This is a genomic window from Methylorubrum populi, from assembly GCF_002355515.1.
Taxonomy (GTDB): Bacteria; Pseudomonadota; Alphaproteobacteria; order Rhizobiales; family Beijerinckiaceae; genus Methylobacterium; species Methylobacterium populi_A.
The window spans coordinates 3,516,897-3,541,654 of record NZ_AP014809.1 but is presented as its reverse complement, the minus strand read 5'-3'; the positions used below and the strand labels follow the sequence as shown (position 1 = coordinate 3,541,654).

The following is a 24,758-nucleotide window of genomic DNA, read 5'->3' as shown; positions in this document are numbered from 1 at the left end:
CGCGCTCCCGGCTAGCGGGTGGCCATAGCGGCCGAGGCCGGCGCGGCCTCCGAGCGGCGCAGGGCCGCCTTCGGACGGTAGGTGAGATACCACGCCAGTGAGATGAAGAGCACGCCGCCGACGAAGTTTCCGAGGGTGACCGGGATCTGGTTCCAGGCCCACCACTGCTCGAACGACACCTGCGCGCCGAGCATCATGCCCGCCGGAATCACGAACATGTTCACCACCGCGTGCTCGAAGCCCTGCGCGAAGAACAGGAAGACCGGCAGCCACGCGCCGAGGATCTTGCCGAAGGTCGAGGTCGACATCATCGACATGGTCACCCCGAGACAGACCATCCAGTTGCACAGCATCGCCTTGACGAAGCAGGTGATCATGCCCGCCGTGCCGAGTTCCTCGTAGGTCAGCGTCTTGGCCTGCGCGATGTCGAGGATCTTCTTCGCAACCGGGTTGGCGTCCGCGCCGGTGTGCCAGAAATTCGTCAGCGCGATCACCAGCAGCACGGCGTAGAGCAGGCTGCCGATCAGGTTGCCGAGGAAGCTCCAGCCGAAATTGCGCATCATCGGCGCGAAGCCGACGCGGCCCTCCATGAAGGAGAGGCCGAGAATGCCGAAATTGCCGGTGCAGAGTTCGAGCCCGAGGCAGACGATCATCACGAAGCCGACGGGGAAGATGATCGCGCCCGCGAAGGCCACGCCGGTCTGCACGGCGCCGGTGATGGCGAGGCTGGTGGCAATCCCGAGGATCGCGCCGGCCATCATGCCCCGCACGAGCATGTCGCGGACCGACAGCTCGGCACGCACGACGCCGGAATCACTCATCGCCTTGGCCATCTCGGCCGGTTTTACGAAATCCATGAATACCTACCCGACTCATCGACCCTTTGGTCTGCGGTCGACGAGGCAGGTTCAGTGCCAGGAAGCGCCCCGAGCCTTGCGCCGAAAGCGGATCAGGCCGGAGCCCGGCGCTGCCAGCCGCGAATCTCCTGGAGATAGGCCCCAGGCAATTGCGCCGCCTGTCCCGCCGCGAGCACCGCTTCGAGGTAGCCCGGCCGCGGCAGCCCGCCGGCTTGGCTGCGGCCGAGATAGATCAGGGCGCGCTTCGTGCCGCCCTCGGTGACGATCGGCTGGTAGGCCTTCACGTAGAGGCCGCTCGCGACGCCCTCGTAGCGGTCGAGCGCCGGTACGTCGGAGAGCGCCAGTTCCCAGAGCACGCCCCAGACGGTGGCACCGGGAGCGCGCACCACGGAGGCCCAGCCCTCCCGCATGATGATGAAGCGATGCCGCGGCAGGCGTCCGCGACCGATCAGCCGCGAGGCCGGGCAGCGCTGGGCCATGGCGGCGGCGTCCATGTTGGCGCCGTAGGCGAAGTAGAGGGGCATGACCTCAGGCCGGACCTCCGGCGGATGGAGAAGCGGTGGTGCAGCGCTTGCGCCCGTCGCGCCCTGGATTGCTTCGGCTTCGCCTCGCAATGACGATGCGGGCGCCCCTCTCCGTCATCGCGCGCGAAGCGAAGCAATCCAGAGCGCTGCCATCACCGGATGATCCGCTCGGCTGAAGCGCTTCACTCCACTCGCGATGGCAGAGCGTCGTGCCGATCAGGCAAACTCCAGGATCACCGCGTCCACCGCGAGGCTGTCGCCTTCCTTGGCGGCGATCTTGGAGACGGTGCCGTCGCGCTCGGCGCGCAGCACGTTCTCCATCTTCATCGCCTCGACGATGGCCAGAGGCTCGCCGTTCTTCACCTCCTGGCCTTCCGTGACCATGATCTGCTTGACCAGTCCCGGCATCGGGCAGAGCAGTTGCTTGCCGGAGCCGGCATTCTCCTTGACCGGCATCAGGTCGGCGAGTTCGGCCTCGCGGCGGGTGAAGACCCGTGCTTCCGCCGCCGCGCCCGCGTGCTGCAGGAAGACGCCGTTGAGGAGCGGCCGAACCTGGATCGCCACCGGCTCGCCGGTGACCGTGCCGCTCCAGACCGGCGCGCCGGGGCGCCAGTCGCTGCGGACCGGAGCCTGCGTGCCGTCGTCGAAGGTCACGAGCAGATCGTCGCCGGCATGGTCGACGGTGACGTTGAAGCGCTGGCCGGAGAGCACCACGACGCGCTCGCGCTGGAAGGTCAGCAGGCTCGGGTCGCGCATCTGACCGGAGATGCCGCGCTTGCGGATGTTGAGCTTGTGGTCGATCGCCGCCGCCACCGCCGCGAGCCGGCGGGCGACCTGTCCCTCGGGCGCGGGGGCGGTGAAGCCCTCCGGAAACTCCTCCTTGATGAAGCCGGTGGAGAGCCGGCCCTCGCGCCAGCGCGGATGGGCCATCAGGGTGGCGAGGAAGGGGATGTTGTGGCGGATGCCGTCGATCGCGAAGGCATCGAGGGCCGTGGCCTGCGCCTCGATCGCCTCGAGGCGGTTCGGCGCCCAGGTCACGAGCTTGGCGATCATCGGATCGTAGTGGATCGCGATCTCGCCGCCCTCCTCCACGCCGGTATCGTTGCGCACGATGGCGTCGCCGAGCGGACCCTCCTCCGGCGGCTGGTAGACCGTGAGCCGGCCGATCGAGGGCAGGAAGTTGCGGGTGGGATCCTCGGCGTAGACGCGGCTCTCCACCGCCCAGCCGTTGAGCTTCACCTCGTTCTGCGCCAGCGGCAGCTTCTCTCCGGCGGCCACCCGGATCATCAGCTCGACGAGATCGAGCCCGGTGATCATCTCGGTGACCGGATGCTCCACCTGCAGGCGGGTGTTCATCTCGAGGAAGTAGAACGACTTGTCCTGGCCGGCGACGAACTCGACCGTGCCGGCGGAGTCGTAATTCACCGCCTTGGCCAGCGCGACCGCCTGCTCGCCCATCTTGCGGCGGGTCTCCTCGTCGAGGAGCGGCGACGGGGCCTCCTCGATGACCTTCTGGTTGCGGCGCTGGATCGAGCACTCGCGCTCGCCGAGATAGATCACGTTGCCGTGCTTGTCGCCGATCACCTGGATCTCGATGTGGCGCGGATCGGTGATGAACTTCTCGATGAAGACGCGGTCGTCGCCGAAGGAGGAGGAGGCCTCGGACTTCGCGCGGGCGAAGCCTTCCGCGACCTCGTCGGCGGATTCGGCGATGCGCATGCCCTTGCCGCCGCCGCCGGCCGACGCCTTGATCATCACGGGATAGCCGATTTCGTCGGCGATCTTGACCGCATGATCCGGGCTCTCGATCACGCCGAGGAAGCCCGGCACGGTCGAGACCTTGGCCGCGGCCGCGGCCTTCTTCGATTCGATCTTGTCGCCCATCGCGGCGATGGCGCCGGGATCCGGGCCGATGAAGACGATGCCGGCCTCGGCCAAGGCTTTCGGGAAGGCCTCGCGCTCGGAGAGGAAGCCGTAGCCCGGATGGACGGCCTGGGCGCCCGTCTGCTTGCAGGCGTCGATGATCTTATCGATCAGGAGATAGGACTGCGCGGCGGGCGCTGGGCCGATATGCACGGCCTCGTCGGCCATCGCCACGTGGACCGCATCGCGGTCGGCGTCCGAGTACACGGCCACCGTCTTGATGCCCATCTTTCGGGCAGTCTTGATGATACGGCAGGCGATTTCGCCCCGGTTGGCAATCAGGATCTTATCGAACATCGCAGCCGCTTCTTGAGGGAGACTGTCTCGGCCCGCCCCTCCCGAAGGCAGGCCCGAACGCATCCCGATAAAGCAGTTGCGCGGTAGGGGGAAGCTGTGCCGCACCCTCCAAAAGGCCAGCTTCGGTGAAATTCGATCGAGGAGCTACCAATTCGAATTTCAGCAGTGCTCGGTTGCTGGCCGCGACGCCGAGGTCGGGGGTGCAAGTCACCCCAAAACTGAATTCATCATGCAGCGCAGGGCAGGCGGCCGGCGCGGCACTCGACGGGCTTGGCCACCGCGCTCTTGGCCCGAAGGGCGAAGGCGATCAGGGTCTCATCGCTGGTGTCGGCCTCGCGCACGATCTCCAGGGCGATGCGGCTGCCGAGCGCGGTCGGACCCTTGCGTCCGGCGATGGAGGCGGAGAGCCACGCCGACATCTCGCGGGTGATGATGCCTGTAGGGCGCTCTCCGTAGACCGCGAAGTTCACGACCTCCGCCGTGACGAAGGCGGCGAAGCCCTCGTGGGTGTCGGCGACGGCGCGGTCCAGCGCCAGCAGCAGGTCAGCGTCTTCACGGCCCATGATGCCGTCGGGCAGGATCTCGCGGGCGAGTTCGCGAACGTCGTCCTGGGTCAGGCGGCCGGCGTCGACGATGCGGGTGCAGAACAGTTCAAGCGCAGTGTTGGTCATGGTCTGATGCCTCTCCAGCTCGTTGTCGCCGGTGTTTGTCCGTGTCTGTGCTGACAATACGGACCGACAACGCTCGAAGAGGTTAATGGCCAAATCTGAACCCGTGTTCAGGTAAACGGCTGCTCACGATTGAGCCTTTCGGAAATCTTGCTCCCGAGAAGTAAGACTCTCTTCATCGCACCACGACCTTCGTCCCCACCGGCACGCGCCCGTAGAGGTCGATCACGTCCTCGTTGAGCATACGGATGCAGCCGGAGGAGACCGCCTGCCCGATCGTCTCCGGCTCGTTGGTGCCGTGGATGCGGTAGAGCGTGTCCTTGCGATCCTGCGCGAGGTAGAGGGCGCGGGCGCCGATCGGGCTGAACGGACCGCCCTCCAGCCGAGGCGGCAGGTCGGGGTGGCGGCCGATCATTTCCGGGTCGGGTTCCAGTCCGGCCATTCGAGCTTGCGGTCGATCTCCGCGCGCCCGGTCCATGCGAGCCCCGCCCGGCCGACGGAAACCGGGTAGCGCATGGCCCTTCCGCCGGGCTGAACGAGGTAGAGCCGCCGCTCCGCCGTCTCGACGACGATGGTGCCGATCGGCTCGCGCGTCGCGAAATCGACCGTGGTGCGGGCGAGCAGCGGATCGAGGGGGGCTTTCGGTGCGAGCTTCATCCAGGCCGCGTCCCGCTCCGGCCCCGGCGGCAGCGGCGGGACGGCAGGCAAGGCGGCGACCGCTTCGACCGGCGGCGCGACCTGGGCCGTCTGTGACTGACAGGCGGCTGAGCCGGCGGCCACGGGGAGGAGCCACGCGAGGAGGAGGCGGGCGGGCAAGGGGCGCATGGCGGGTGGCTGTCGGATGGAGAAACGACCGCAGGTTGAACGCTTGTTTATGGCCAAGCTTGGGCCGGCGGGCGGCCCGAGGCGGCCCGCTGTGGAAGAAACTGATCCAAGCCGTTCTTCCGGTTTGCCCTGTTGCGTGCGGGCGGCAAGATCGACAAGTTCGAGGCAACAAGAACGGCAAACCTGGCGGGAGCCGGAAGTGCCGCATCGGCAACAACATGGTTGCCCTGCCCCCGCAGGGCGGCGCGTGACGAGGCGGGATGGCCGGCCCCCGGCATCACCGTTTCGCGCACCCGGGAGAAACGGCCCTGAGCACCCTGTACGTCACCCATCCGAGCGCCATCGAGCACGTGGTCCCGACCGGGCATCCGGAACGGCCCGCCCGCATGCAGGCGGTGGAGCGGGCCCTCGAGAATGAGCGCTTCGCGGCCCTCGTCCGTTGCCACGCACCGAAGGCAGAGGCGTCCGTCGCCGAACTCGTCCACGCCGCGGCCTTCGTCGAGACCATCGTCGCGGCCTCGCCGGACGACGGTTTCTTCCAGATCGACGGCGATACGCTGATGTCGCCGGGCACGCTCAGCACCTGCCTGCACGCGATCGGAGGATCGAACCACGCCGTCGATGCGGTGATGAAGGGCGAGTGCACCAACGCGTTCGTCGGCATGCGCCCGCCCGGCCACCACGCCGAGCGCGACCGCGCCATGGGCTTCTGCCTGTTCAACCACGCGGCGATCGCCGTGCGCCACGCCCAGAAGGCGTTCGGTGTCACCCGCGTCGCGCTGGTGGATTTCGACGTCCATCACGGCAACGGCTCGCAGGACATCTTCTGGGCCGACAAGAGCGTGATGTACGCCTCGACCCACCAGATGCCGCTGTTTCCCGGCACCGGCGGGACGGGCGAGCGGGGCGACCACGACACCATCGTCAATGCGCCGCTGAACGCTTTCGACGGCAGCGAGATCTTCCGCGAAGCGTTCGAGGCGCGCATCCTGCCGCGGCTCGACGCCTTCGCACCCGACCTGATCGTGATCTCGGCCGGATTCGACGCACACAAGCTCGATCCGCTGGCCAACATCCAGCTCGACGAGGCGGATTTCGGCTGGGCCACGCGCCGGCTGATGGAGGTCGCCGACCGCCACGCGGGCGGCCGGGTCGTCTCGATCCTGGAAGGCGGCTACAGCCTCGACGGGCTTGCCCGTTCGGTGGCCGCGCATGTGGACGCGCTGATGGGGCGGTGAGGGGCACCGCCCCGGCCTTGGAGACGCCGACACGAGTCCATCAGGTCGGCGTCTCTCGGTCCTTGTTTGACGCGCATTTCCTCGATGAACCGGTGGCCAGTTCGTCGGGATGCGCTTCCGCGGCCTATCGGTGGGTCAGGATCAGGGTGATGAGCACGGCCGCGAAGCTCACGAACATCACGCTGCCAAGGATCGCCCCGGTGATCGCGTTGGGGGATACGTAGGTTCCGGCAACGCGGCCCAGCGCCGGCACGAGGCCGTGCCGGTCGGTCTGACCGCCGGGATGCCCGCAGGACGGGCAGGCGACGGCCTTCTCGGAAATGCGGTGATCGCAGGCGGGACAGGCGACGAGGACCATACGCGCTCCTTTTCCGCAGACGGCGGCAGAGAGAGCCGCCTCAGAAAGGAACTGGGAACGGCCGCGCTTGCCCGCAAGGGGCAGCGTGGCCGCTCCTGCCCTCAGCCCTCCAGCGGCTCCTCGCTGACCAACTCGATGCCGAAGCCCGACAGGCCGACATAGGAGCGCGACGAGGAGGACAGGTTGCGGATCGAGACGACGCCGAGGTCGCGCAGGATCTGCGCGCCCAGCCCCACTTCGCGCCACTGGCGCACGCGCTGCGCCTCGGCGCCCTCGTCGGCGTAGCGGTTGAGCGGGACGCCCGCCGTGCCGTCGCGCAGGTAGACGAGGATGCCGCGGCCCTCCTTGGCGAAGCGGCGCATCACGCTCTCGATCTGCCCGCCGCCCTCGATCACGTCGGCGACGACGTTGGAGCGGTGCAGGCGCACCGGCACATTGCGGCCATCGCCGATGGCGCCGTGGACGAAGGCGAATTGCTGGATCGGCTCGAACGGCGTGACGTAGGCGTAGCCGGTCATCGCGCCGAACTCGGTCTTCACCGGGAAGGTGCCGACCCGCTCCACCAGCCGGTCGCGGGCCTGCCGGTAGGCGATGAGATCGGCCACCGAGACGCGCTTGAGGCTGTGCTGCTCGGCAAACGCGTCGATCTGCGGCCCCTTCATCACGGTGCCGTCGTCGTTGGCGAGTTCGCAGATCACGCCGACCGGCGGGAGACCCGCGAGCTTGCACAGATCGACCGCCGCTTCCGTATGGCCGGAGCGCATCAGCACGCCGCCGTCGCGGGCGATCAAGGGGAAGACGTGGCCGGGCCGCACGAAGTCGCCCGCGCCCATATTGCCGTTGGCGAGCGCGCGCACCGTGTTGCAGCGCTGCTCGGCCGAGATGCCGGTGGTGAGCCCGTGGCGCACGTCCACCGTGACGGTGAAGGCGGTGCCGAGCGGCGCGTCGTTCGAGGCCACCATCGGGTCGAGGTGCAGGCGGCGCGCCTCGTCGAGGGTGATCGGCGCGCAGACGATGCCGCAGGTGTTGCGGATGATGAACGCCATCTTCTCCGGCGTGCAGAGCGAGGCGGCGACGACGAGGTCGCCCTCGTTCTCGCGGTCGTCGTCGTCGGTGACGACCACGATCTCGCCGCGGGCGAAGGCCTCGATGGCTTCGGTGACGCTGCAATGGGGCACGGGCTTCGTCTCGTTCAGCGGTTCGAAAGGGCGGTCAGGCGCGGTCGCCGACCTGCCCGCGATGGCGGAGATGGTGATCGGCCAGCACGCACGCCATCATCGCCTCGGCGACGGGGACGGCGCGGATGCCGACGCAGGGGTCGTGGCGGCCCTTGGTGATGAGGTCGATCTCGCCGCCGTCGCGGTTCACGCTCCGGCGCGGCGTCAGGATCGAGGAGGTCGGCTTTACGGCAAAGCGCACCACGATCGGCTCGCCCGAGGAGATGCCCCCCAGGATGCCGCCGGCATGGTTGGCGAGGAAGCGCGGGCGGCCGTCATTGCCGGCGCGCATCTCGTCGGCATTGTCCTCGCCGCGAAGCGCGGCCGCCGCGAAGCCGTCGCCGATCTCGACACCCTTGACCGCGTTGATCGACATCATCGCCGCGGCCAGATCCGCATCGAGCTTGCCGTAGATCGGTGCGCCGAGGCCGGGGGGCACGCCCTCGGCGACCACCTCGATCACCGCGCCGACGGAGGAGCCGTCCTTGCGGATGCCGTCGAGATAGGTCTCGTAGAGCGCCGCCGCCTTGGGGTCCGGGCAGAAGAACGGGTTGTTGCCGACCTCGGCCCAATCCCAGTTCGCGCGGTCGATGGCGTGCGGCCCCATCTGCACCAGGGCGGCGCGGATGGTGATGCCGGGAATCACCTTGCGGGCGATGGCGCCGGCCGCGACCCGCGCGGCGGTCTCCCGGGCGGAGGAGCGACCGCCGCCGCGATAATCGCGGATGCCGTACTTGGCGTCGTAGGTGAAGTCGGCGTGGCCGGGCCGGTAGCTGTCGCGGATCTCGGAATAGTCCTTCGAGCGCTGATCGGTGTTCTCGATCATCAGCGCGATCGGCGTGCCGGTGGTGAGCTGGCGCCCGCCGGTGCGGTCGTCGCTGAACACGCCCGAGAGGATCTTCACTTGGTCGGGTTCGCGCCGCTGCGTGGTGAAGCGCGACTGGCCGGGCTTGCGCCGATCGAGTTCGGCCTGGATCTCGTCCGCCTCCAGCGCGAGGCCGGGCGGGCACCCGTCCACCACGCAGCCGAGCGCCACCCCGTGGCTCTCGCCGAAGGTGGTGACGCGGAACAGGTGGCCGAAGGTGTTGTGCGACATGGCGCGCGTGCCTTAGCGCGGGATGCCGTGAAGGGCCAGCTTTCGGCTGCAGCGTCGGCCCCGCGTCATAGCACGAGCCCGCCCCGCGCCTTCAGTGCCCGGTAGGCGGCGATGCCGGTGGCGAGGTCGGCGTGCAGACGCCGCTCGTCGGCGAGCGCTGCGAGATCGTAGGTCAGTCCGAGGATGTGGGCCGCCTCATAGCCCTCGGGCAGCTCGCCCGCACTGCCGAGGGTGATGGCCGTGAGCGGCAGGTCGGTGGCAAAATCGGCGAGGCGCTCCCGCAACCGGGCGCCGCTGGCGCGCAGATGCTCGCCCGAGCGCGGCCCGTACTCGCGGAGCGCCGCCACCGTGCCCTGGGCCAGCGAGAGATGCACCGCCTCGCGATGGGCCGGAAACAGGTAGACGAGGTAGTAGCCGCGGGTGGCGCTCGTCGTCACCGCCGGGTCGAATAGGGCGAGCCACGGCACGGCGGCCCAGTGGCTGCCGCGGCCGGGGCTGCCCTTGACCACGAACGGGCCGCCGAGGGGTGCCAGTGCCCGGCGCAGCTCGTCCGGCGCGCCTTTCCGGATTACGTGCGCGAGCGGGTGCCCGACCGGCGGGTCGGTGCGCGCGAGCGGGTATTCCTCGACGATGCGGCGCAGGGCGTAGCCGAGGCTCACGGCTCGGAGACGATCCCGCCGGTGACCGGTTCGCTGACACCCGTCGTCGTCGGATAGGTGAGCGGTAAACCTTCCAGCGCCCGCAGGGCGAGGTAGGCGAAGGCCTGCGCCTCCAGAAAATCGGAGGACCAGCCGATCGCGTCGGCGTTCAGCACTTCCGCCTCGAGGAGCCGCTCCAGCATCGCCATCAGCGTGCGGTTCTTGGCGCCCCCGCCCCCGACGATCCAGCGGGTCGGGCGCTCGCTGGCGAAGGCGAGGCTGCGGGCGACGGCGTGGGCGGTGAAGGCGGTGAGCGTCGCAGCCCCGTCCTCGATCGTGAGGTAGCCTGCGAGCCGATGTGAGAACCAGTTGCGGTCCAGCGATTTCGGCGGCGCGCGCAGGATCAGCGGGTGGCCGAGCAGGTTTTCGAGCAGCTCTTCGTCCACCGTGCCGCGGGCGGCGGTGGCGCCGTCCTCGTCGAGATCCAGGCCGGTGCGCTCCTTCATCCAGTCGTTGATCGGCCCGTTGCCGGGCCCGGTGTCGAAGGCGAGCATGGTCCCGCGCGAATCGATCAGGGTCGCGTTGGCGAGGCCGCCGATATTGAGGATGCCGAGCGGACCGGTGAAGCCTGCGGCCTCGGCCAGGGCCTTGTGGAACACCGGCACCAGCGGCGCGCCCTGGCCGCCCTGGGCCACGTCGTTGGCGCGCATGTCGGACACGACGCGGATGCCGAGGCGCCGGGCGAGCGCCGCGCCGTCGCCGATCTGCACGGTGAGGCCGAGCTTCGGCCGGTGGATCACCGTCTGGCCGTGGAAGCCGACGACGTCGATCTCCGCGGGGCTCAGGCCGTTCGCCGCCAGGAAGGCTTCGATGGCCTCGGCATGGGCGCGGGTGACGAACTCCTCCGCCTGCGGCAGGCGTCCCGGCCGGTCGTCCCGGTGGCGAACGGCTTCGGCGTCGCGGGTCGCCTCGCGCAGCAGCGTCCTCTCGTCCTCGCCGTAGCCGCGGTAGCCCGTCGGCCCGAGCGGCGCGATGAAGCCGTTGGCGGGTTTGACGATGCGGATGCTCGCGCCGTCGCTCTCGATCAGCGCCACGTCGATCCCGTCCAGCGAGGTGCCGCTCATCAGGCCGATCGCGCGCCTCATCGCCATGCCGTCCCCTCCCCCGAAATCCGGGCTCGTGCCTTTCGCCGCCTGCCCTGCTAAGAGCGCGCGCGAGCGCTTCCCCTCGCGGGATAGCATTGCGGCCGCGCCCCTGTCGCGCCGCCAAACCATCCGAGACCGATCACCATGACCGCCGAGAGCTTCGCGCCGAAATCCGACTTCATCCGGGTGCTGCAGGAGCGCGGCTATATCCATCAGGCCTCGGATCTGGCCGGCATCGACGCTCTGGCGGCGGAGGGCGGGCTGACGACCTATACCGGCTACGACTGCACGGCGGCCTCGCTCCATGTCGGCCACCTGCTCTCGATCATGATGCTGCACTGGCTGCAGAAGACCGGCGGAAAGCCCGTCGTGCTCATGGGCGGCGGCACCACCCGCGTCGGCGATCCGTCGGGCCGCGACGAGACGCGCAAAATCCTGACGCTGGAGCAGATCGAGGCCAACAAGGAAGGCATCAAGCAGACCTTCGCCCGCTTCTTGAGCTTCGGCGAGGGCCGCAACGAGGCGGTCATGGTCGACAACGCCGAGTGGCTGACGAAACTCAACTACATCGAGATGCTGCGCGACATCGGCCGGCATTTCTCGGTCAACCGCATGATGTCGATGGACAGCGTGCGGCTGCGGCTGGAGCGCGACCAGGAACTCTCGTTCCTGGAGTTCAACTACATGATCCTCCAGTCCTACGACTTCGTGGAGCTGAACCGCCGCTTCGGCACCCGCCTGCAGATGGGCGGCTCGGACCAGTGGGGCAACATCGTCAACGGCATCGATCTCGGCCGCCGCATGGGCACGCCGCAGCTCTACGCCCTGACCTGCCCGCTGCTGACCACCGCGTCGGGCGCCAAGATGGGCAAGACGGCGGCCGGCGCCGTCTGGCTCGATGCCGGGATGCTCTCGCCTTACGATTACTGGCAGTTCTGGCGGAATACCGAGGACGCGGATGTCGGGCGCTTCCTCAAGCTGTTCACCCTGCTGCCGCTTCCCGAGATCGAGCGGCTCGCCGCGCTCCAGGGCGCCGAGATCAACGAGGCCAAGACGGTCCTCGCCACCGAGGCGACCGCGCTGATGCACGGGGCGGAGGCCGCCGCCGCCGCTGCCGAGACCGCCCGCAAGACCTTCGTCGAGGGCACGCTGGCGCAGTCCCTGCCGACGATCCCCGTGCCGGCCGCGGTGCTGGAGGCGGGCCTCGGCGTGCTGACCGCCTTCGGCCCGGACTATGCCAAGCTCGTGCCGTCCACGAGCGAGGCGCGCCGCCAGATCAAGGGCGGGGGCCTGCGTGTCAACGACGTGCAGGTGAGCGACGAGAAGGCGATGCTGCGGACCGAAGACCTGACGGCCGAGGGCGTGATCAAGCTCTCGTTCGGACGCAAGAAGCACGTGCTGCTGCGGCCGGAATAACCGTTTCGTTCGAAGCGCGGCGGTGCGCTCCCGCGCTGCCGCGTCCTTGAATGTCACCGAGGCGCTGCGCCTGTCCGCCGCGATGGCCGGCGACGGTGTTCGCGCGATCGAAGCGGCCGACCGATCAGCAACGTCGCTCGGCGCTCGAGCGGGGCCTGCATCCGCCACCGCGAACGATCGTTCAGGAGCGGCCGGCGCGCATCCGCCGCCGATGATCGCTGCTGAGTGGCAAACGCGCAGACCACCGTCGCTGGGGCCGGTCGGGGAATCGCTCAGTCTTCGATCAGCCTCTCTGAGCGTGATCTGCGGATCGCGAGAAGACCGGCTAATGGCGCAAGAGATGGCAAATTCGAAGTAAATTTTCCCAGCGCACCGGTCGATGCTGACACTATTCCAGTTTCGCGAGATCGGCAGTCGGGAGCAGGCCCGCGATCATTCGCACGCGACTGTGCGTTGCGGCACAATCCTTGACTGCAAGATGAGGGTCAGGAAGTTTTTTCTCGGCATGCGCGATCCGGCAGAAAGTAACATAAGCATATTTTAATCTTTGAGGCCGCTTATCAATTCTGTGCGTAGTATCAGTCGCTCAGTCGGATCTCATGTCGATCAAGCTTCGTCTCATCAGCATCATCGCCGTACTGGGTCTCGCGGTATTAAGTTTTGCCGGCTCCAGCCTTCTCGCCGCTTGGCGCGAATGGCAGAATGCGACGCATGCTCAAAGTCTTGCCTCGCTCGACTCTCTCCTCACCCGCAGCATGCACAGTCTGCGTTACGAGCGCGGGGCCACAACCTCTGCTTTGTCTCTCGAGCCGGCCAATGCCACCGCCAATCTCGCGGACATGACCGCACGCCGCAAGGTCGTCGACGAGATGATGGCTTCCGCAAGCGCGCTGATCGGAGCGGGCCTGTCAGACGAAAGCACACTGGATCTGCGTGCCGTAAGCGAAAACTACGAGCGCTGGATGCAGGTGCGCCGGGAGGCTGACGCCGCCCTCACCAAAGCCGTGTCAGGACGCGATGGCACCCTCTCACGCAAGGTTGCTGCGCAAGCCACCGATCTGCTGCGGGCGATCGAGACGGTGATCGCGAAAACCGAAAAGCGCATTCGTGAGGTCGATACGCGCTTCTCCAACCTGCTCCGCGTTCGCGAACTCGGTTGGGCCGCGCGCAACTCTGCCGGTGATGCGACGCTGATCGTCATCGATGTGCTCGCGCAGGACAAGCTGATCGCGCCGGCGCAACTCATCGAATTCAATGCATTGGACCGGGAGACGAAGTTCATCTTCCGCATCATGCAGGGTATCGTCGAGAACATGACTGGTCGCGAGCCGCTCAAGATCGCGATGAAGACCGCACAGAGCCGCTATTTCGACGGCGTCGCGGCGGATCGTACCCGCACCATCGTGCCGGCTCTCTCGGACAAGTCGCTCGAACGGCCGGTGGTCAGCGCATACCGCACCCAGTTCAACGTCGGGCTCGATCAACTCGCCGAGGTCGTTCTGGTCTCCGTTTCGGAACTCGACGCGATGGCGAAGGCATCGGCCGAGACGGCGCAGCAGCATCTTCTCTGGCAGGGCTTTCTCTGCCTGTCGGCGCTCGTGCTGGTCGTCGGCGGCGTGATCTGGGTCGTTCGAGGGGTCGTGAATCCGCTCACCTCGATGACCGACATCATGACGCGTCTCGCGAAGGCGGATATCGGCTTCGAGATCCCGTTCCGCCAGCGGAAGGACGAGGTCGGCGCCATGGCGACGGCCGTGCAGGTCTTCAAGGACAACCTGATCCGCACCCATCAACTGGAGGAAGAAACGGTCCTGGCGCGCGCCTCGGCGGAGGAGCAGCGCAAGGCCGGCATGCGGCAGATGGCGGACGGCTTCGAGGCTGCGGTCGGCGGCATCGTCGGCATGGTCTCCGCCGCGGCCAGCGAGCTGCAGGCGACCGCCGAGAGCATGAGCGCCACCGCCGGACAGACCGCCACCCAATCCACCAGCGTGGCGGCCGCTGCCGAGCAGGCCGCGGCCAACGTCAACACCGTCGCGGCGGCCGCTGAGGAACTCGGCTCCTCGGTGGCCGAGATCAGCCGGCAGGTCTCGGGCTCGGCCGAGCTGGCGCAGGCCGCGGTGACGGAAGCCAATGCCACGGCCGGGCTCGTGCAGGATCTGGCCCAGGCGGCCAGCCGCATCGGCGACGTGGTGGCGCTGATCTCGCAGATCGCGGGTCAGACCAACCTTCTGGCCCTGAACGCCACGATCGAGGCGGCGCGGGCCGGCGAGGCGGGGCGGGGCTTCGCGGTGGTGGCCGCCGAGGTCAAGGCGCTGGCCGACCAGACCGCGCGGGCGACCGAGGAGATCTCGGCCCAGATCGGCCGGATCCAGGGCTCGACGGATCAGGCGGTGGGCGCCATCGGCGGGATCGGAACCCGGATCCGCGAGATCGCGGGGGTGGCGGCCTCGATCGCTGCGGCGGTGGAGGAGCAGGGCGCGGCGACGCAGGAGATCGTGCGCAACGTGGCTCAGGCGTCGGCGGGGACGGGCGAGGTGACGACGAACATCGCGGGTGTGGCGGGAGCGGCGGAGGAGACGGGGGTTGCGGCCGCGCAGGTCCTGTCCTCGGCCTCCGAACTGTCGCGCCAGTCCGAGCACCTCAACGCCGAGGTCGGGCGCTTCCTCGCCACCGTGCGCGCGGCCTGACGAACCGGGTCGGACTTCGAGCGACACGTCTCGGAAGGGCTCAAGCCCGAGCCGGCTGATCCCTTCCGGAGGGTGGTTTCGGACGCTGCGCGCTCCTGAGGGAATCGCGCATCGGCCCGGCCGCCATCGGGAGTTTCCGACGGGCCGTACGGGCCGGGCGCCGATCTTAGCGCTCCGGCCCGCCCTGCTGCGCACCATTGGCAAACGCGTCGCCGCTGCCGGCACCGAAGAGCTTGCGCAGGAAGCCGGGGGCGACCGCCGAGAGCGGGTTCACATTCACCGTCGGCTTGGCGATCGGGCCAGAGACGTTGAAGTTGACTGCGAACAGGCCCTCATTGCTGCCGCCCGCCAGCAGCGGCCCGAACAGCGGCACCTGCGCCACCACGTTGTTGAGCCCGTAGAGCGGCACGAAGGTGCCGTCGATCTGCGTGCGCTCCTTGGCCGTGTCGAGCCAGCCGCCCGCGGTGAAGCCCATCGCCGCGTTGGAGATCGCCGCGTCCGAGAAGCTCACCCGTGGGCCGTTGCGGGTGAAGTTCGCCCGCATCGTGTCGAAGCCGACATCGTTGGCATTCGGGGCCGCCCGCCGCCCGTCGGAGGGCGGCGGCGCCTGGGCGACGATGCTCGACAGGGCGGGTTCGTTGCGCAGGGCGAAGTCCTTGATCTGGACGACGCCGGCCTGCGGGCCGTCGTTGAGATAGACGTTGAGCGCTAGCCGCCCGCCATACATCCGCTTGTAGATGTCGAGGAAGCGCAGGGTCGCGCCGGAATCCGCCGAATCGAGGGTGAGCAGCGGAGCACCGCGCTCGCTTCGAACCACGGCGTTGAGCGGGGCGGCGCCGAAGCGGCCCTTGAACTGGGCGGAGCGCAGGTCGCCGCCCTTGAAGCTGGCCTTGAGGGTCGCGTTGGTCAGCGACTCACCGTTGAAACCGGCCACGATGCTGGCGGCGACGTCCGCCTCGATCTCCTTGCCGGGATCCTTGTTCGCCTTCCCGTCGTCGCCCGTCATCCCCTTGAGGAAGGGGCGCGCATCGATGACCGCTCCCTTGACCGCCACCCGGTAGGTCGAACCGGACCGGTCGAGGCTGACGCGCATGTCGTCGCCCGGCGACAGCTTCAGCGTCGTCAGATCAGCCCGCTCCAGGCCGCCCTCGGCGGAGAGCGCGGCGCTGCCGCGGGCAAGCGCCGGGGCGGCATCGAGGGCGATGTCGCGCAACTCCATCCCGCCGCCCGCCGCCTCCACCAGGGTGAAGCCGAGCCGCCCGGCCTTGCCCGCGGGCTTGTTCCAACCCGGAAGCAGCCCGTTGATCGAGGCCCGCGTGAGGTCCGCCTCGACGCGGGCCGGCGGCTTGCCGGCGGAGGCGGGGCGCCCGACCGGCACGACCACGCGGGCCGGAATGACGCCGCCGAGCTGCGGTGCGGTCGGCAGGCCGCGCTTGGCCCGGAAGGCGTCGTCGAGGGCGAGGCTCACCACCGCCTCGCCGGGGCTGCCGGGCTTGGGCTGCTTCAGGTCGATCGCGACGGCTGCGCCGAGCAGCCTGCCGTCGCCCTTCAGAGCGAAGCCGCTGCGGTCGTACGAGACCGTGAACCGGCCCGCTTCGAAGCGGTCCTTGCCCACCGCCCTGTCCATGCTGAACTCGGTGAGCGTCCCGGTCAGCGTCACCGGCATGTCGGCCAGATCGGGCACGTGCTTGAGGTTGATCGGGACGTCGAGCCGAAGCTCCGCCTTGCCCTTGATCGTGGACGGGTCGATCTCGGCTCCGGTGAGCCCCTTGAACATCGGGGTTTCGAGAAGTGCGGCCAGGGAATCGGCCGATCCGGACAGCCGCAGGCCGAGCTGGGCAACGATCTTGTCCGGTTGCGGATCGCGGATCAGGAAGGAGCCGTCCGAGATCGTCAGTGCCCGCGTGTCGGACAGGCGGATGTCGGCGGTTGCATTCTGGATCGTCGTGCTGCGGCCGGTGATCGTGCCGGCGACCCGGCCGTGACTCAGCGGCGGCGCCTCCTGCGAGACGCTCAGGCTCGCGTCCGAGACCGCGAAGGCGACGCTGAGCGCCTGATCCGGCATCGGGTCGCCGCGGGTCGCGGCGGCGAGTTCCGGCCCGCTCATGTCGATCTGGATGTCGACCTGATCGAGCCGTCCGCCGCGCAGCTCGTCCACGAGGTAGTTGCGCACGCCGGGGGCGATGTGCTCGGGCCAAAGCCGCAGGGCCTTGCGGCCGTCTGTGTCGCCGGCGACGATGTGCAGGGTGATGCCGTCGTCGTCGGCCCGTGTGCCGACGGTGCCGCTCAGGCGGCCGTGCAGGCCGTCGCCGGCGATCGCGATCGACTCGATATTCACGCCGCCGGCCCGGCCGGTGAGTCGGCCGGTGATCTCACCGACGCGGAAGGAGGGATCGCTGCGGGCCGCGCCGCGCAGCAGGGCATCCTTGCCGGAAAAATCCAGGGTCCAGGCATCCTCGGCCCCGGGCGGGCCGATGGCGAAGGCGCCGGTCAGGTGCGCGTCGTTGCCGCCGCCCTTGTAGTCGATCGCCGAGATGGCGAGGGCCCGCCGCCCCTCGTCCCAGGCCGCCTCGACGCGCAGTTCGTCGATGACGACCGGGTTGAAGTCCTTCTCGTCGATGAGGAGCGTGCCGCCGCCGGTCTTCACCTCGGCCTTCATCGTCTCGATGCGTCCGCCGGACAGAGCCACGTCGGCCTTGGCCGAGAGCTTGAGGTCGGTATCGACCGGCATCTTCGAATGGCCGGACAGCAGCAGCAGATCGGTCACGGGCAGGTCGTCGAGGGTGATCACGCCCGCGCGGCGCCCCTCCCCCGCCTCGTGGACGCGCCCGCCGAAGCGCCACTCGCCGTGCGGGCCGTCGATGCGCAGCTCGAACACCCGCGAATCGTCGCTGGTGCCGCGGCGGAACAGGCCGTTCACCCGCTCGAAGCTCGCCTGATGCCGGGCGTCGTCGACCAGGGTCAGGCGGCCGTTGGTGATCCGCGCCCGGTCGAGGGCGCCGATGACGCCGGCCGGATCGAGCACGACGCCGAAGATCGAGGCCACCGCCGCCGAGACCGGCGAGACGGTGCCGCGGGCGGCGTCTACGCTCGGCAGGGTATGGGGCTTGGCCGCCTCCCCTTGCGCCGGCGCCGAGGCGGCGAAGGCGATGGAGCCGTCGTCGTGGACGAGGGCCGTCATCTCGATGTCGCGGAACTCGATGGAGCGGGGCTGGACCGACAGGCGCAGCAGGCTCCACGTGTCGAGGCTGACCACCGCGAGCGGGGCGCGCACCACGAGGGCGCCTTCGGGATTGTAGATGTCGAGTCCACCGACGCGCAGCGCCAGCGACGATTCGCTATCGAGTTCGAGCGCGCTGTCGTTCAACGCCACCCGCCATCCTGGACCGAAGCGGCCCGCCACGGCCTCGGCGACCTGATGCGTGAGGCCGTCGATGCGCATCGGCCCCTGCGACAGCCGCAGGACGATGAGTCCGCCGCCGAGTCCGAGCAGGAACACGAGCAGCAGCGAGCACCAGAGCAGCGGGCGGCGCCGACGTCGCGCTTTGCGCGGCGCAGGCCTCTCGACCGTCTCCTGGAGCAGGGTCCTGGCCGTTTCCTGATCCATCACTCGTTCGCTGCTGCACCCGTCGGTTCGGGCGGAGGTCCGTTCGCCGCGGCGTCTGTCCTCAGGATTCGAGCCACTCCGGCATGGCGTCCCGGGAGGTCTGCGTGCATCAGATCAGGCACACCATCAATCAGCCGAAAGGAAGGCGAGATGCCGCTGGAGACGGGCAATGCCGCACCCCTGTTCTCGTTACCCGGGGCGGGCGGAGAGACCATCTCTCTGGAGAGCCTGCGCGGTCACAAGATCGTGCTCTATTTCTATCCCAAGGACGACACGAGCGGCTGCACTCTGGAGGCGCAGAACTTCAATGCCCGCAGCGAGGCTTTCGCTGCGGCCGGAGCAATCGTGATCGGAGTGTCGCCGGATTCCGTCAAAAGTCACGACAAGTTCCGGGCCAAACACGGTCTGACGTTTCCGCTCGCATCCGATGAGGCTAAATCGATGCTGGAGACCTACGGAGTCTGGGTCGAGAAGAGCATGTATGGCCGGAAATACATGGGTGTGGAGCGTACGACGTTACTCATCGACAGGGATGGGCAGATCGCCCGGATCTGGAACAAGGTCAAAGTGCCGGGCCATGTCGAAGAGGTTCTCGCAGCAGCCGAGGCACTCGCTTAAAGACACGTTGTCGTTGCTGAACGTCGTTGCGGAAGGACTTCAGACACGAGTTGGAAGACGTCGATCCGAAAATGGAAGTCCGGTGTATCGTCCCGGCACCCGCGACGTGACGGCGCGCTAAGCTTCTTTAACCTTAATCGTCTGACATCGGCCGCGTCACCGAACGATCGACGTGCCATGACATCGACTGCCCGGACCCGCCGCGGCGCTGGTCTCCAACTCCTCCCCCAGCGCCGCCTCGTCGTCGCCCTCAGTCTCGGACTTGCCGTCTCGACGCTCTGGGCGGCGGCCGCGAGCTACTACCTCGTCTTCCACGACGAGGTGCTGGCCCGCTTCGTCTCCCGACAGAGCGCGATGCAGTTCACCTACGAGGAACGGCTCGGCGCCCTCCAGCGCGCCCTCGATCGTTCGGCGGCCGAGAGCGTCGCGGCCCGCGGCAGCGTCGAGAACCGGCTCACGGCGCTGATCGAGCGGCAGGCCCTGATCGAGAAGCGTCAGGGACTGCTGTCCAGCTTCAGCGCGGCGGCCGCGAGCCTCGATACTCCTCCGCCCGCTCCCGTTCCGGTGGCGCAGCCGGCGCCGCGAGTCCAGAAGCCGTTCCCGACGCCGGAGCTGCGCATGAGAGGCGAGGATCGCGCCGAAGATGCCGGCCGCGGTACCGCCGCGCGCCTGTCCGGTCTGGAAGACGCGCTCCATCGCATCGCCGAAGCTCAGTCGCGCACCCTAGCCGGCATCGGGTTCCAGGCCGCGCGCAGCGCCGAGCGGTTCCGCGACCTGATCGCCCGCGCCGGTCTCTCGCCCGCTCGATTCGAGGCGCCGCCGGCGGGGGTCGGTGGCCCCCTCGTTCCGCTGAGCGCCGATGCCTTCGAGCAGGCCCTGGCCGAGGCCCGGCGCCAGATCGACGAGGAGACGCATCTGCGCCGGGTGACCGCCGCCCTCCCCTTCCGCCAGCCGCTTCCGGGTGAACTCACCTTCACCAGCAGCTTCGGCGCGCGGCTCGACCCGTTCACCCGCGGCTACGCGCTGCATACGGGGGTGGACATGCGCGTCGAGACCGGCGCCCCGGTCCAGGCCACCGCCGCCGGGCGCGTGACCGCGGCCGAATATGCCGGCGGCTACGGCAACATGGTCGAGGTCGATCACGGCCGCGGCCTCGTCACCCGCTACGCGCACCTCTCCGGCTACGCCGTCTCGGTCGGACAGCGGGTCGAGGCGGGCGCTGTGGTCGGGTTCGCGGGCTCGACCGGCCGCTCCACCGGCAGCCACCTGCACTACGAGACCCGCATCGACGGCGAGCCGGTCGATCCGCAGCGTTTCCTCAGGGCCGGGGCGCAGCTCGTCTTCGCGGACTGACCGCCGCCAGAGTATTTTCAGGGCGAGGCGCGGTCTCTCGGCGCCACGACGAAAGGGCGATCCCGACGAAGGCCGGGATCGCCAAACAATCAGTCGATGTCCGCGACCTCTTCGCCGCCGCCGAAGACGCGTTGCGCCAGCGAGGCTTCCATGAACGGGTCGAGGTCGCCGTCGAGCACCTCGTCCGGGTCGGTGGACTGCGTGCCGGTGCGCAGGTCCTTCACGAGCTGATACGGCTGAAGCACGTAGGATCGGATCTGGTGGCCCCAGCCGATATCCGTCTTGGCGGCGGCCTCGGCGTTGGCCTTCTCCTCGCGCTTCTTCAGCTCCAGCTCGTAGAGGCGGGCGCGCAGCATGTTCCAGGCGGTCGCCCGGTTCTTGTGCTGCGAGCGCTCCTGCTGGCAGGCCACGACGATGCCGGTCGGGTTGTGCGTGATGCGCACCGCCGAATCGGTCGTATTGACGTGCTGGCCGCCCGCGCCCGACGACCGGTAGGTGTCGATGCGGCAGTCGGATTCCTTGATCTCGATCTCGATCCGGTCGTCGATGACTGGGTAGACCCACACGCTGGCGAAGCTGGTGTGCCGCCGGGCGTTCGAGTCGTAGGGCGAGATCCGCACCAGCCGGTGCACGCCGGACTCGGTCTTGAGCCAACCATAGGCGTTGTGGCCCTTGATCAGAAGCGTGGCGCCCTTGATCCCGGCCTCTTCGCCGTCGGTCATCTCGACGATCTCGACCTTGAACTTCCGCCGCTCGGCCCAGCGGGCATACATGCGCTGGAGCATGTTGGCCCAGTCCTGGCTCTCGGTGCCGCCGGCGCCGGCATGGACTTCGAGATAGGTGTCGAAGCCGTCGGCCTCGCCCGAGAGCAGGGTTTCGACCTGCCGGCTCGCGGCCTCCTTCTCGACCGCCTTGATCGCGTTCTCGCCCTCGGTGATGGAGGCTTGGTCGCCCTCCATCTCCCCGAGCTCGATCAGCGTCGCTGCGTCCTCGAGATCCTGCTCGAGCTTCTTGATCGCGGTGACGGCCTCGTCGAGCTCCTGGCGCTCGCGCATGACCTTCTGCGCGGCCTCCGGATCGTTCCAGAGGTCGGGATTCTCGGACGCGGCGTTCAGCTCCGCGAGGCGTTTATCGACGGTGTCCCAGTCAAAGATGCCTCCTCAGCAGCCCTATAGACTGCTTGGCGGCATCCGAGGCCTGCTCGATCTCGGCGCGCATCTGGTGTGAAACTCGACTATCGGTGTGGCCGGGGGTGATACCGGGCGGCTCCCGCCCTGTAAACCGCTGCACCGCGATGCCGAGCCTCCGATCCCGCCGTCTCCACCTCTTCGCCGCCGTCCTGATCGTGATCGCGATGGGCATCGGCGTGCGCTACCTGCCGCTCGGCCTGCCGCGGGAGGTCGTGAAATATGCCGGCTCGGTGCTGTGGGGCGCGATGGTCTACGGGCTCGCCGCCCTCGTCCGCCCGGCCGCGCCCGTCGGCCGGCTCGCGGTCGCCGCCGGGCTCGTCGCGGTACTGGTCGAGCTGTTCCGCCTCGTCCACACGCCGGGACTCGACGCGTTCCGCCTGACGCTGGCGGGGCAGTTGCTGCTCGGGCGGATCTTTTCCGTCTGGAACGTCGTGGCCTATGCCGCCGGCATCGGACTAGCGGCCGGTCTCGATGCGGGGACGCGGCGGCTCGACGGGCGGCGGCGCATTGCCGATAAGCTGGCCATGCCGGGCGTCGCCGAGATCGATCTCAAGCCATATCGTGCGACGATCGAAAGCCGACCGGCCGATCTTTCCTGATGTGATGGTGCTCCTGAGCCGTGGCGTGGCCGGCTTTGAGCCGACCGGCCTGCCTCAGCGCCCGGAGATCGCCCGTACCAACGCCTGGTTCGGCGCAATGTAGCGCTGGAAGTAGGTCTTCCCGCGCGCCTGCGCCGCCTGGATCTGGGCGCGATCGAGCATGCCGGCCGCCTGAATCGCGTTGGCCATGGCGGACTCGTCCATGATCGAGGCGTGGGTCGCCGGATAGATCCAGGCCATGCCCTCGACCGGATCGCGGGGCACGCCCTTTCCCTCGATGTAGAGAATGCCGAGTTCGTTGCCGGCCTTGTAGTGGCCGCCCTTGGCCGCCCTCTCGTACCAGCGCGCGGCCTGCGCCGGGTCGGCGGCGACGCCCTGGCCCTTGCGATAGGCTTGGCCCAGGTTGAAGGCGGCGAGCACGCTGCCGCCCTCCGCCGCCTGCCGGTAGTAGTCGAGAGCCCGCGCCGGGTCGGCCGGAACGGCGCGGCCCTCCGCGTAGGCGACGCCGAGATTGTAGAGCGCCTGCGGGTCGCCCTTGGCCGCGCCCGCCTCGAAGGCGCGCATCGCCGCCGGGTAGTCGCCCCGCGCATAGGCCTTGATGCCCTGCGCCAGCTGGGCCGAGGCGGACGTCCCGAACAGGGCGGCGAGGACGCCGAGGATGCCTGCCAAGGCCTTCCTCCTCACTTTGCTGCCCGGTCTCACGCTCACTCCGCCGCGGCCTTGCGGCTGTCGAGGAAGGCCGCGTGCTCGGCGACCAGGGCGCCGCTCAGCGCCTTCTCGATCAGCGCCCGCGTGCCCGCCACGCCGTAGAGCGCAATGAACGAGCCGAAGCGGGGGCCCTGCGCCTCGCCGAACAGCACGTTGTAGATCGAGGCGAACCACGTCTTGGAGACGCCGGGCCGCCCGTCCGGGCTCTTGGCCTTGCCCGACAAGTCGGGGAAGTGGCGCCGGCCGACCTCGTAGACCACCGCCTGCAGCGCCTCCGGATCGGTCGAGCCCTCATGGTCCTTGAGCGTCTCGGACAGGTCGCGCAGGGCCGCGGCCTCCTCCTCGGTGGGGGCGCGGTACTGCTTCTGCGGCCGCACGAAGTCGCGATAGTACGCCAGCGCCCGGGTTACGAGGCCGGCGAGCTTCGGATGCGTCTCCGGCCCGACATTCGGGGCGTAGCGGCGGATGAAGCCCCACAAAACCGCCTCGTCCTCGGCATTGGCCACCGCCACGAGGTTGAGCAGCATGCCGAAGGAGAGCGTGGTGCCGGCTTCATCGATGGTCTCGACCGCCGGCGGCGCGCCCGCATGCAGGTGCCAGACCGGGTTGCCGAGCCGGTGCTTCGCCTCCTGACCACTGAAGCGGCCGAGGAAGTTGTCGTACTCGTCGACGTGGCGCGGGATCACGTCGAAGAACAGACGCTTGGCCTCGCGCGGCTTGTTGTACATGAACAGGGCGAGCGATTCCGGGGTCGCGTAGGTCAGCCACTCGTCGATGGTCAGGCCGTTGCCCTTCGACTTCGAGATCTTCTGGCCCTTCTCGTCGAGGAAGAGTTCGTAGTTGAACCCCTCCGGCGGCTCGGCACCGAGGGCGCGGGCGATCTGGCCCGAGAGCTTGACCGAATCGATCAGGTCCTTGCCCGCCATCTCGTAATCGACGCCGAGCGCGACCCAGCGCATCGCCCAGTCGGGCTTCCACTGCAGCTTGGCGTGGCCGCCGGTCACCGGCGTCTCGTAGGTCTCGTTCGTCGCCGGATCGCGCCAGACGATGGTGCCGGCGCTCGGCCGCACCTCGTCGATCGCCACCTGCATCACGTGGCCGGTCACCGGGTGGATCGGCAGGAAGGGCGAGTAGCTCGCCGAGCGCTCGGCCCGCAGCGACGGCAGCATGATCGCCATCACCGCGTCGTAGCGCTCCAGCACGAGGCGCAGCGCGTCGTCGAAGACGCCCGACCGGTAGCACTCGGTGGCCGAGCGGAACTCGTAGTCGAAGCCGAAGGCGTCGAGGAAGCGGCGCAGCTCCGCGTTGTTGTGCGCGCCGAAGCTGTCATGCGTGCCGAACGGGTCCGGCACCTTGGTCAGCGGCAGGTTGAGCGCGGCGCGCAGCATCTCCCGGTTCGGCACGTTGTCCGGCACCTTGCGCAGGCCGTCCATGTCGTCCGAGAAGGCGATCAGCCGGGTCGGCACCGCATCGTTGGTCAGCACGCGGAAGGCGTGGCGCACCATCGAGGTGCGGGCCACCTCGCCGAAGGTGCCGATATGCGGCAGGCCCGAGGGGCCGTAGCCGGTCTCGAACAGCACCTCGCTCTTCGGCTTCTTCTCCAGCCGCGCCACGAGCTTGCGCGCCTCCTCGAACGGCCAGGCGGCGGCGGAGGCGGCAGCCTCCAGAATGTCGGGGTCGAGGCGAAGGGGCGCGGACATCGGAAAGGGGCTTTTCGGGGTTCAAAAGGGGCGCCGCACCGGCCGATCGGGCCGGGGCGCGAGAGCGGGCAACCTATGGAGCGGGGGAGCCGGG

General features: G+C 68.8%; 19 protein-coding genes and 1 pseudogene. 6 read left to right on the top strand and 14 right to left on the bottom strand.

Translation table 11 applies throughout. The annotated features are described in order from the left end of the window. Positions 1-11 precede the first annotated feature (11 nt). The 5 genes and pseudogenes from MPPM_RS16275 to MPPM_RS29295 form a co-directional block, all read right to left on the bottom strand. A complete protein-coding gene (locus MPPM_RS16275; RefSeq protein WP_096485943.1) occupies positions 12-857 on the bottom strand; it encodes a formate/nitrite transporter family protein in 846 nt (281 codons plus the stop codon). Between the two features lie 92 nt (positions 858-949). Next, positions 950-1,381 carry a gamma-glutamylcyclotransferase family protein gene (locus MPPM_RS16270; protein WP_096485942.1) on the bottom strand — a complete coding sequence of 144 codons (432 nt, stop codon included), beginning with the start codon at positions 1,379-1,381 and terminating at the stop codon, positions 950-952. A gap of 216 nt (positions 1,382-1,597) precedes the next feature. After that, complete coding sequence (locus MPPM_RS16265) at positions 1,598-3,601, bottom strand: acetyl-CoA carboxylase biotin carboxylase subunit (protein ID WP_096485941.1); 2,004 nt, start codon at positions 3,599-3,601, stop codon at positions 1,598-1,600. A 227-nt stretch (positions 3,602-3,828) separates the two neighbouring features. Then, positions 3,829-4,272, bottom strand: a complete 444-nt coding sequence (locus MPPM_RS16260) for a hypothetical protein (RefSeq protein WP_096485940.1) — start codon at positions 4,270-4,272, stop codon at positions 3,829-3,831. A gap of 172 nt (positions 4,273-4,444) precedes the next feature. Beyond that, positions 4,445-5,094: pseudogene (locus tag MPPM_RS29295) on the bottom strand (L,D-transpeptidase). 308 nt (positions 5,095-5,402) lie between these two features. On the opposite strand from MPPM_RS29295, the gene MPPM_RS16250 reads away from it, so the two are divergent. Continuing rightward, positions 5,403-6,332 carry a histone deacetylase family protein gene (locus tag MPPM_RS16250; protein WP_096487884.1) on the top strand — a complete coding sequence of 310 codons (930 nt, stop codon included), beginning with the start codon at positions 5,403-5,405 and terminating at the stop codon, positions 6,330-6,332. Between the two features lie 124 nt (positions 6,333-6,456). On the opposite strand, the gene MPPM_RS16245 is transcribed toward MPPM_RS16250, so the two are convergent. From MPPM_RS16245 to MPPM_RS16225, 5 genes are all read right to left on the bottom strand, one after another. After that, positions 6,457-6,690: a zinc ribbon domain-containing protein gene (locus tag MPPM_RS16245; RefSeq protein WP_096485939.1), complete on the bottom strand. Its 234-nt coding sequence runs from the start codon at positions 6,688-6,690 to the stop codon at positions 6,457-6,459. A 101-nt stretch (positions 6,691-6,791) separates the two neighbouring features. Further along, positions 6,792-7,868 (bottom strand): 3,4-dihydroxy-2-butanone-4-phosphate synthase, encoded by a 1,077-nt coding sequence (gene ribB, locus MPPM_RS16240; RefSeq protein ID WP_096485938.1) that lies wholly within the window; start codon positions 7,866-7,868, stop codon positions 6,792-6,794. Positions 7,869-7,902: 34 nt separating this feature from the next. After that, positions 7,903-9,003, bottom strand: coding sequence for a chorismate synthase (gene aroC, locus MPPM_RS16235; RefSeq protein ID WP_096485937.1), 1,101 nt, complete (start codon positions 9,001-9,003; stop codon positions 7,903-7,905). A 65-nt stretch (positions 9,004-9,068) separates the two neighbouring features. Next, positions 9,069-9,662 carry a DUF3578 domain-containing protein gene (locus MPPM_RS16230; protein ID WP_096485936.1) on the bottom strand — a complete coding sequence of 198 codons (594 nt, stop codon included), beginning with the start codon at positions 9,660-9,662 and terminating at the stop codon, positions 9,069-9,071. After that, positions 9,659-10,792: an anhydro-N-acetylmuramic acid kinase gene (locus MPPM_RS16225; protein ID WP_096485935.1), complete on the bottom strand. Its 1,134-nt coding sequence runs from the start codon at positions 10,790-10,792 to the stop codon at positions 9,659-9,661. The genes MPPM_RS16230 and MPPM_RS16225 overlap by 4 nt, the downstream gene beginning before the upstream one ends. Positions 10,793-10,930: 138 nt before the next feature. On the opposite strand from MPPM_RS16225, the gene tyrS reads away from it, so the two are divergent. Together tyrS and MPPM_RS16215 are read left to right on the top strand one after the other, a co-directional pair. Continuing rightward, the gene (tyrS, locus tag MPPM_RS16220; protein WP_096485934.1) at positions 10,931-12,202 is read left to right on the top strand and encodes a tyrosine--tRNA ligase; all 1,272 of its coding nucleotides are present in this window, start codon (positions 10,931-10,933) and stop codon (positions 12,200-12,202) included. A gap of 599 nt (positions 12,203-12,801) precedes the next feature. Next, complete coding sequence (locus MPPM_RS16215; RefSeq protein WP_096485933.1) at positions 12,802-14,889, top strand: methyl-accepting chemotaxis protein; 2,088 nt, start codon at positions 12,802-12,804, stop codon at positions 14,887-14,889. A 166-nt stretch (positions 14,890-15,055) separates the two neighbouring features. Here the strand turns inward: MPPM_RS16215 and MPPM_RS16210 are convergent, their stop codons facing one another. Beyond that, entirely contained in the window at positions 15,056-18,496 is a 3,441-nt protein-coding gene (locus tag MPPM_RS16210; protein ID WP_096485932.1) for an AsmA-like C-terminal region-containing protein, read from the bottom strand. Positions 18,497-18,646: 150 nt separating this feature from the next. On the opposite strand from MPPM_RS16210, the gene MPPM_RS16205 reads away from it, so the two are divergent. Together MPPM_RS16205 and MPPM_RS16200 are read left to right on the top strand one after the other, a co-directional pair. Then, complete coding sequence (locus MPPM_RS16205; RefSeq protein WP_096485931.1) at positions 18,647-19,114, top strand: peroxiredoxin; 468 nt, start codon at positions 18,647-18,649, stop codon at positions 19,112-19,114. 177 nt (positions 19,115-19,291) lie between these two features. Beyond that, complete coding sequence (locus tag MPPM_RS16200; protein WP_096485930.1) at positions 19,292-20,467, top strand: M23 family metallopeptidase; 1,176 nt, start codon at positions 19,292-19,294, stop codon at positions 20,465-20,467. An 89-nt stretch (positions 20,468-20,556) separates the two neighbouring features. On the opposite strand, the gene prfB is transcribed toward MPPM_RS16200, so the two are convergent. After that, positions 20,557-21,685, bottom strand: a protein-coding gene (prfB, locus tag MPPM_RS16195; protein WP_096485929.1) for a peptide chain release factor 2 whose coding sequence is annotated in 2 segments (ribosomal slippage) — positions 20,557-21,615 and positions 21,617-21,685 — 1,128 coding nt in all. Because the reading frame shifts where the segments join, the coding sequence is not laid out codon by codon here. A 76-nt stretch (positions 21,686-21,761) separates the two neighbouring features. On the opposite strand from prfB, the gene MPPM_RS16190 reads away from it, so the two are divergent. Beyond that, the gene (locus MPPM_RS16190; RefSeq protein WP_096485928.1) at positions 21,762-22,256 is read left to right on the top strand and encodes a ribosomal maturation YjgA family protein; all 495 of its coding nucleotides are present in this window, start codon (positions 21,762-21,764) and stop codon (positions 22,254-22,256) included. A gap of 54 nt (positions 22,257-22,310) precedes the next feature. Here the strand turns inward: MPPM_RS16190 and MPPM_RS16185 are convergent, their stop codons facing one another. Both MPPM_RS16185 and MPPM_RS16180 read right to left on the bottom strand, forming a co-directional pair. After that, positions 22,311-22,925 (bottom strand): tetratricopeptide repeat protein, encoded by a 615-nt coding sequence (locus tag MPPM_RS16185; protein ID WP_096485927.1) that lies wholly within the window; start codon positions 22,923-22,925, stop codon positions 22,311-22,313. A gap of 35 nt (positions 22,926-22,960) precedes the next feature. Further along, entirely contained in the window at positions 22,961-24,664 is a 1,704-nt protein-coding gene (locus tag MPPM_RS16180; protein ID WP_096485926.1) for a lysine--tRNA ligase, read from the bottom strand. Positions 24,665-24,758: the final 94 nt, after the last annotated feature.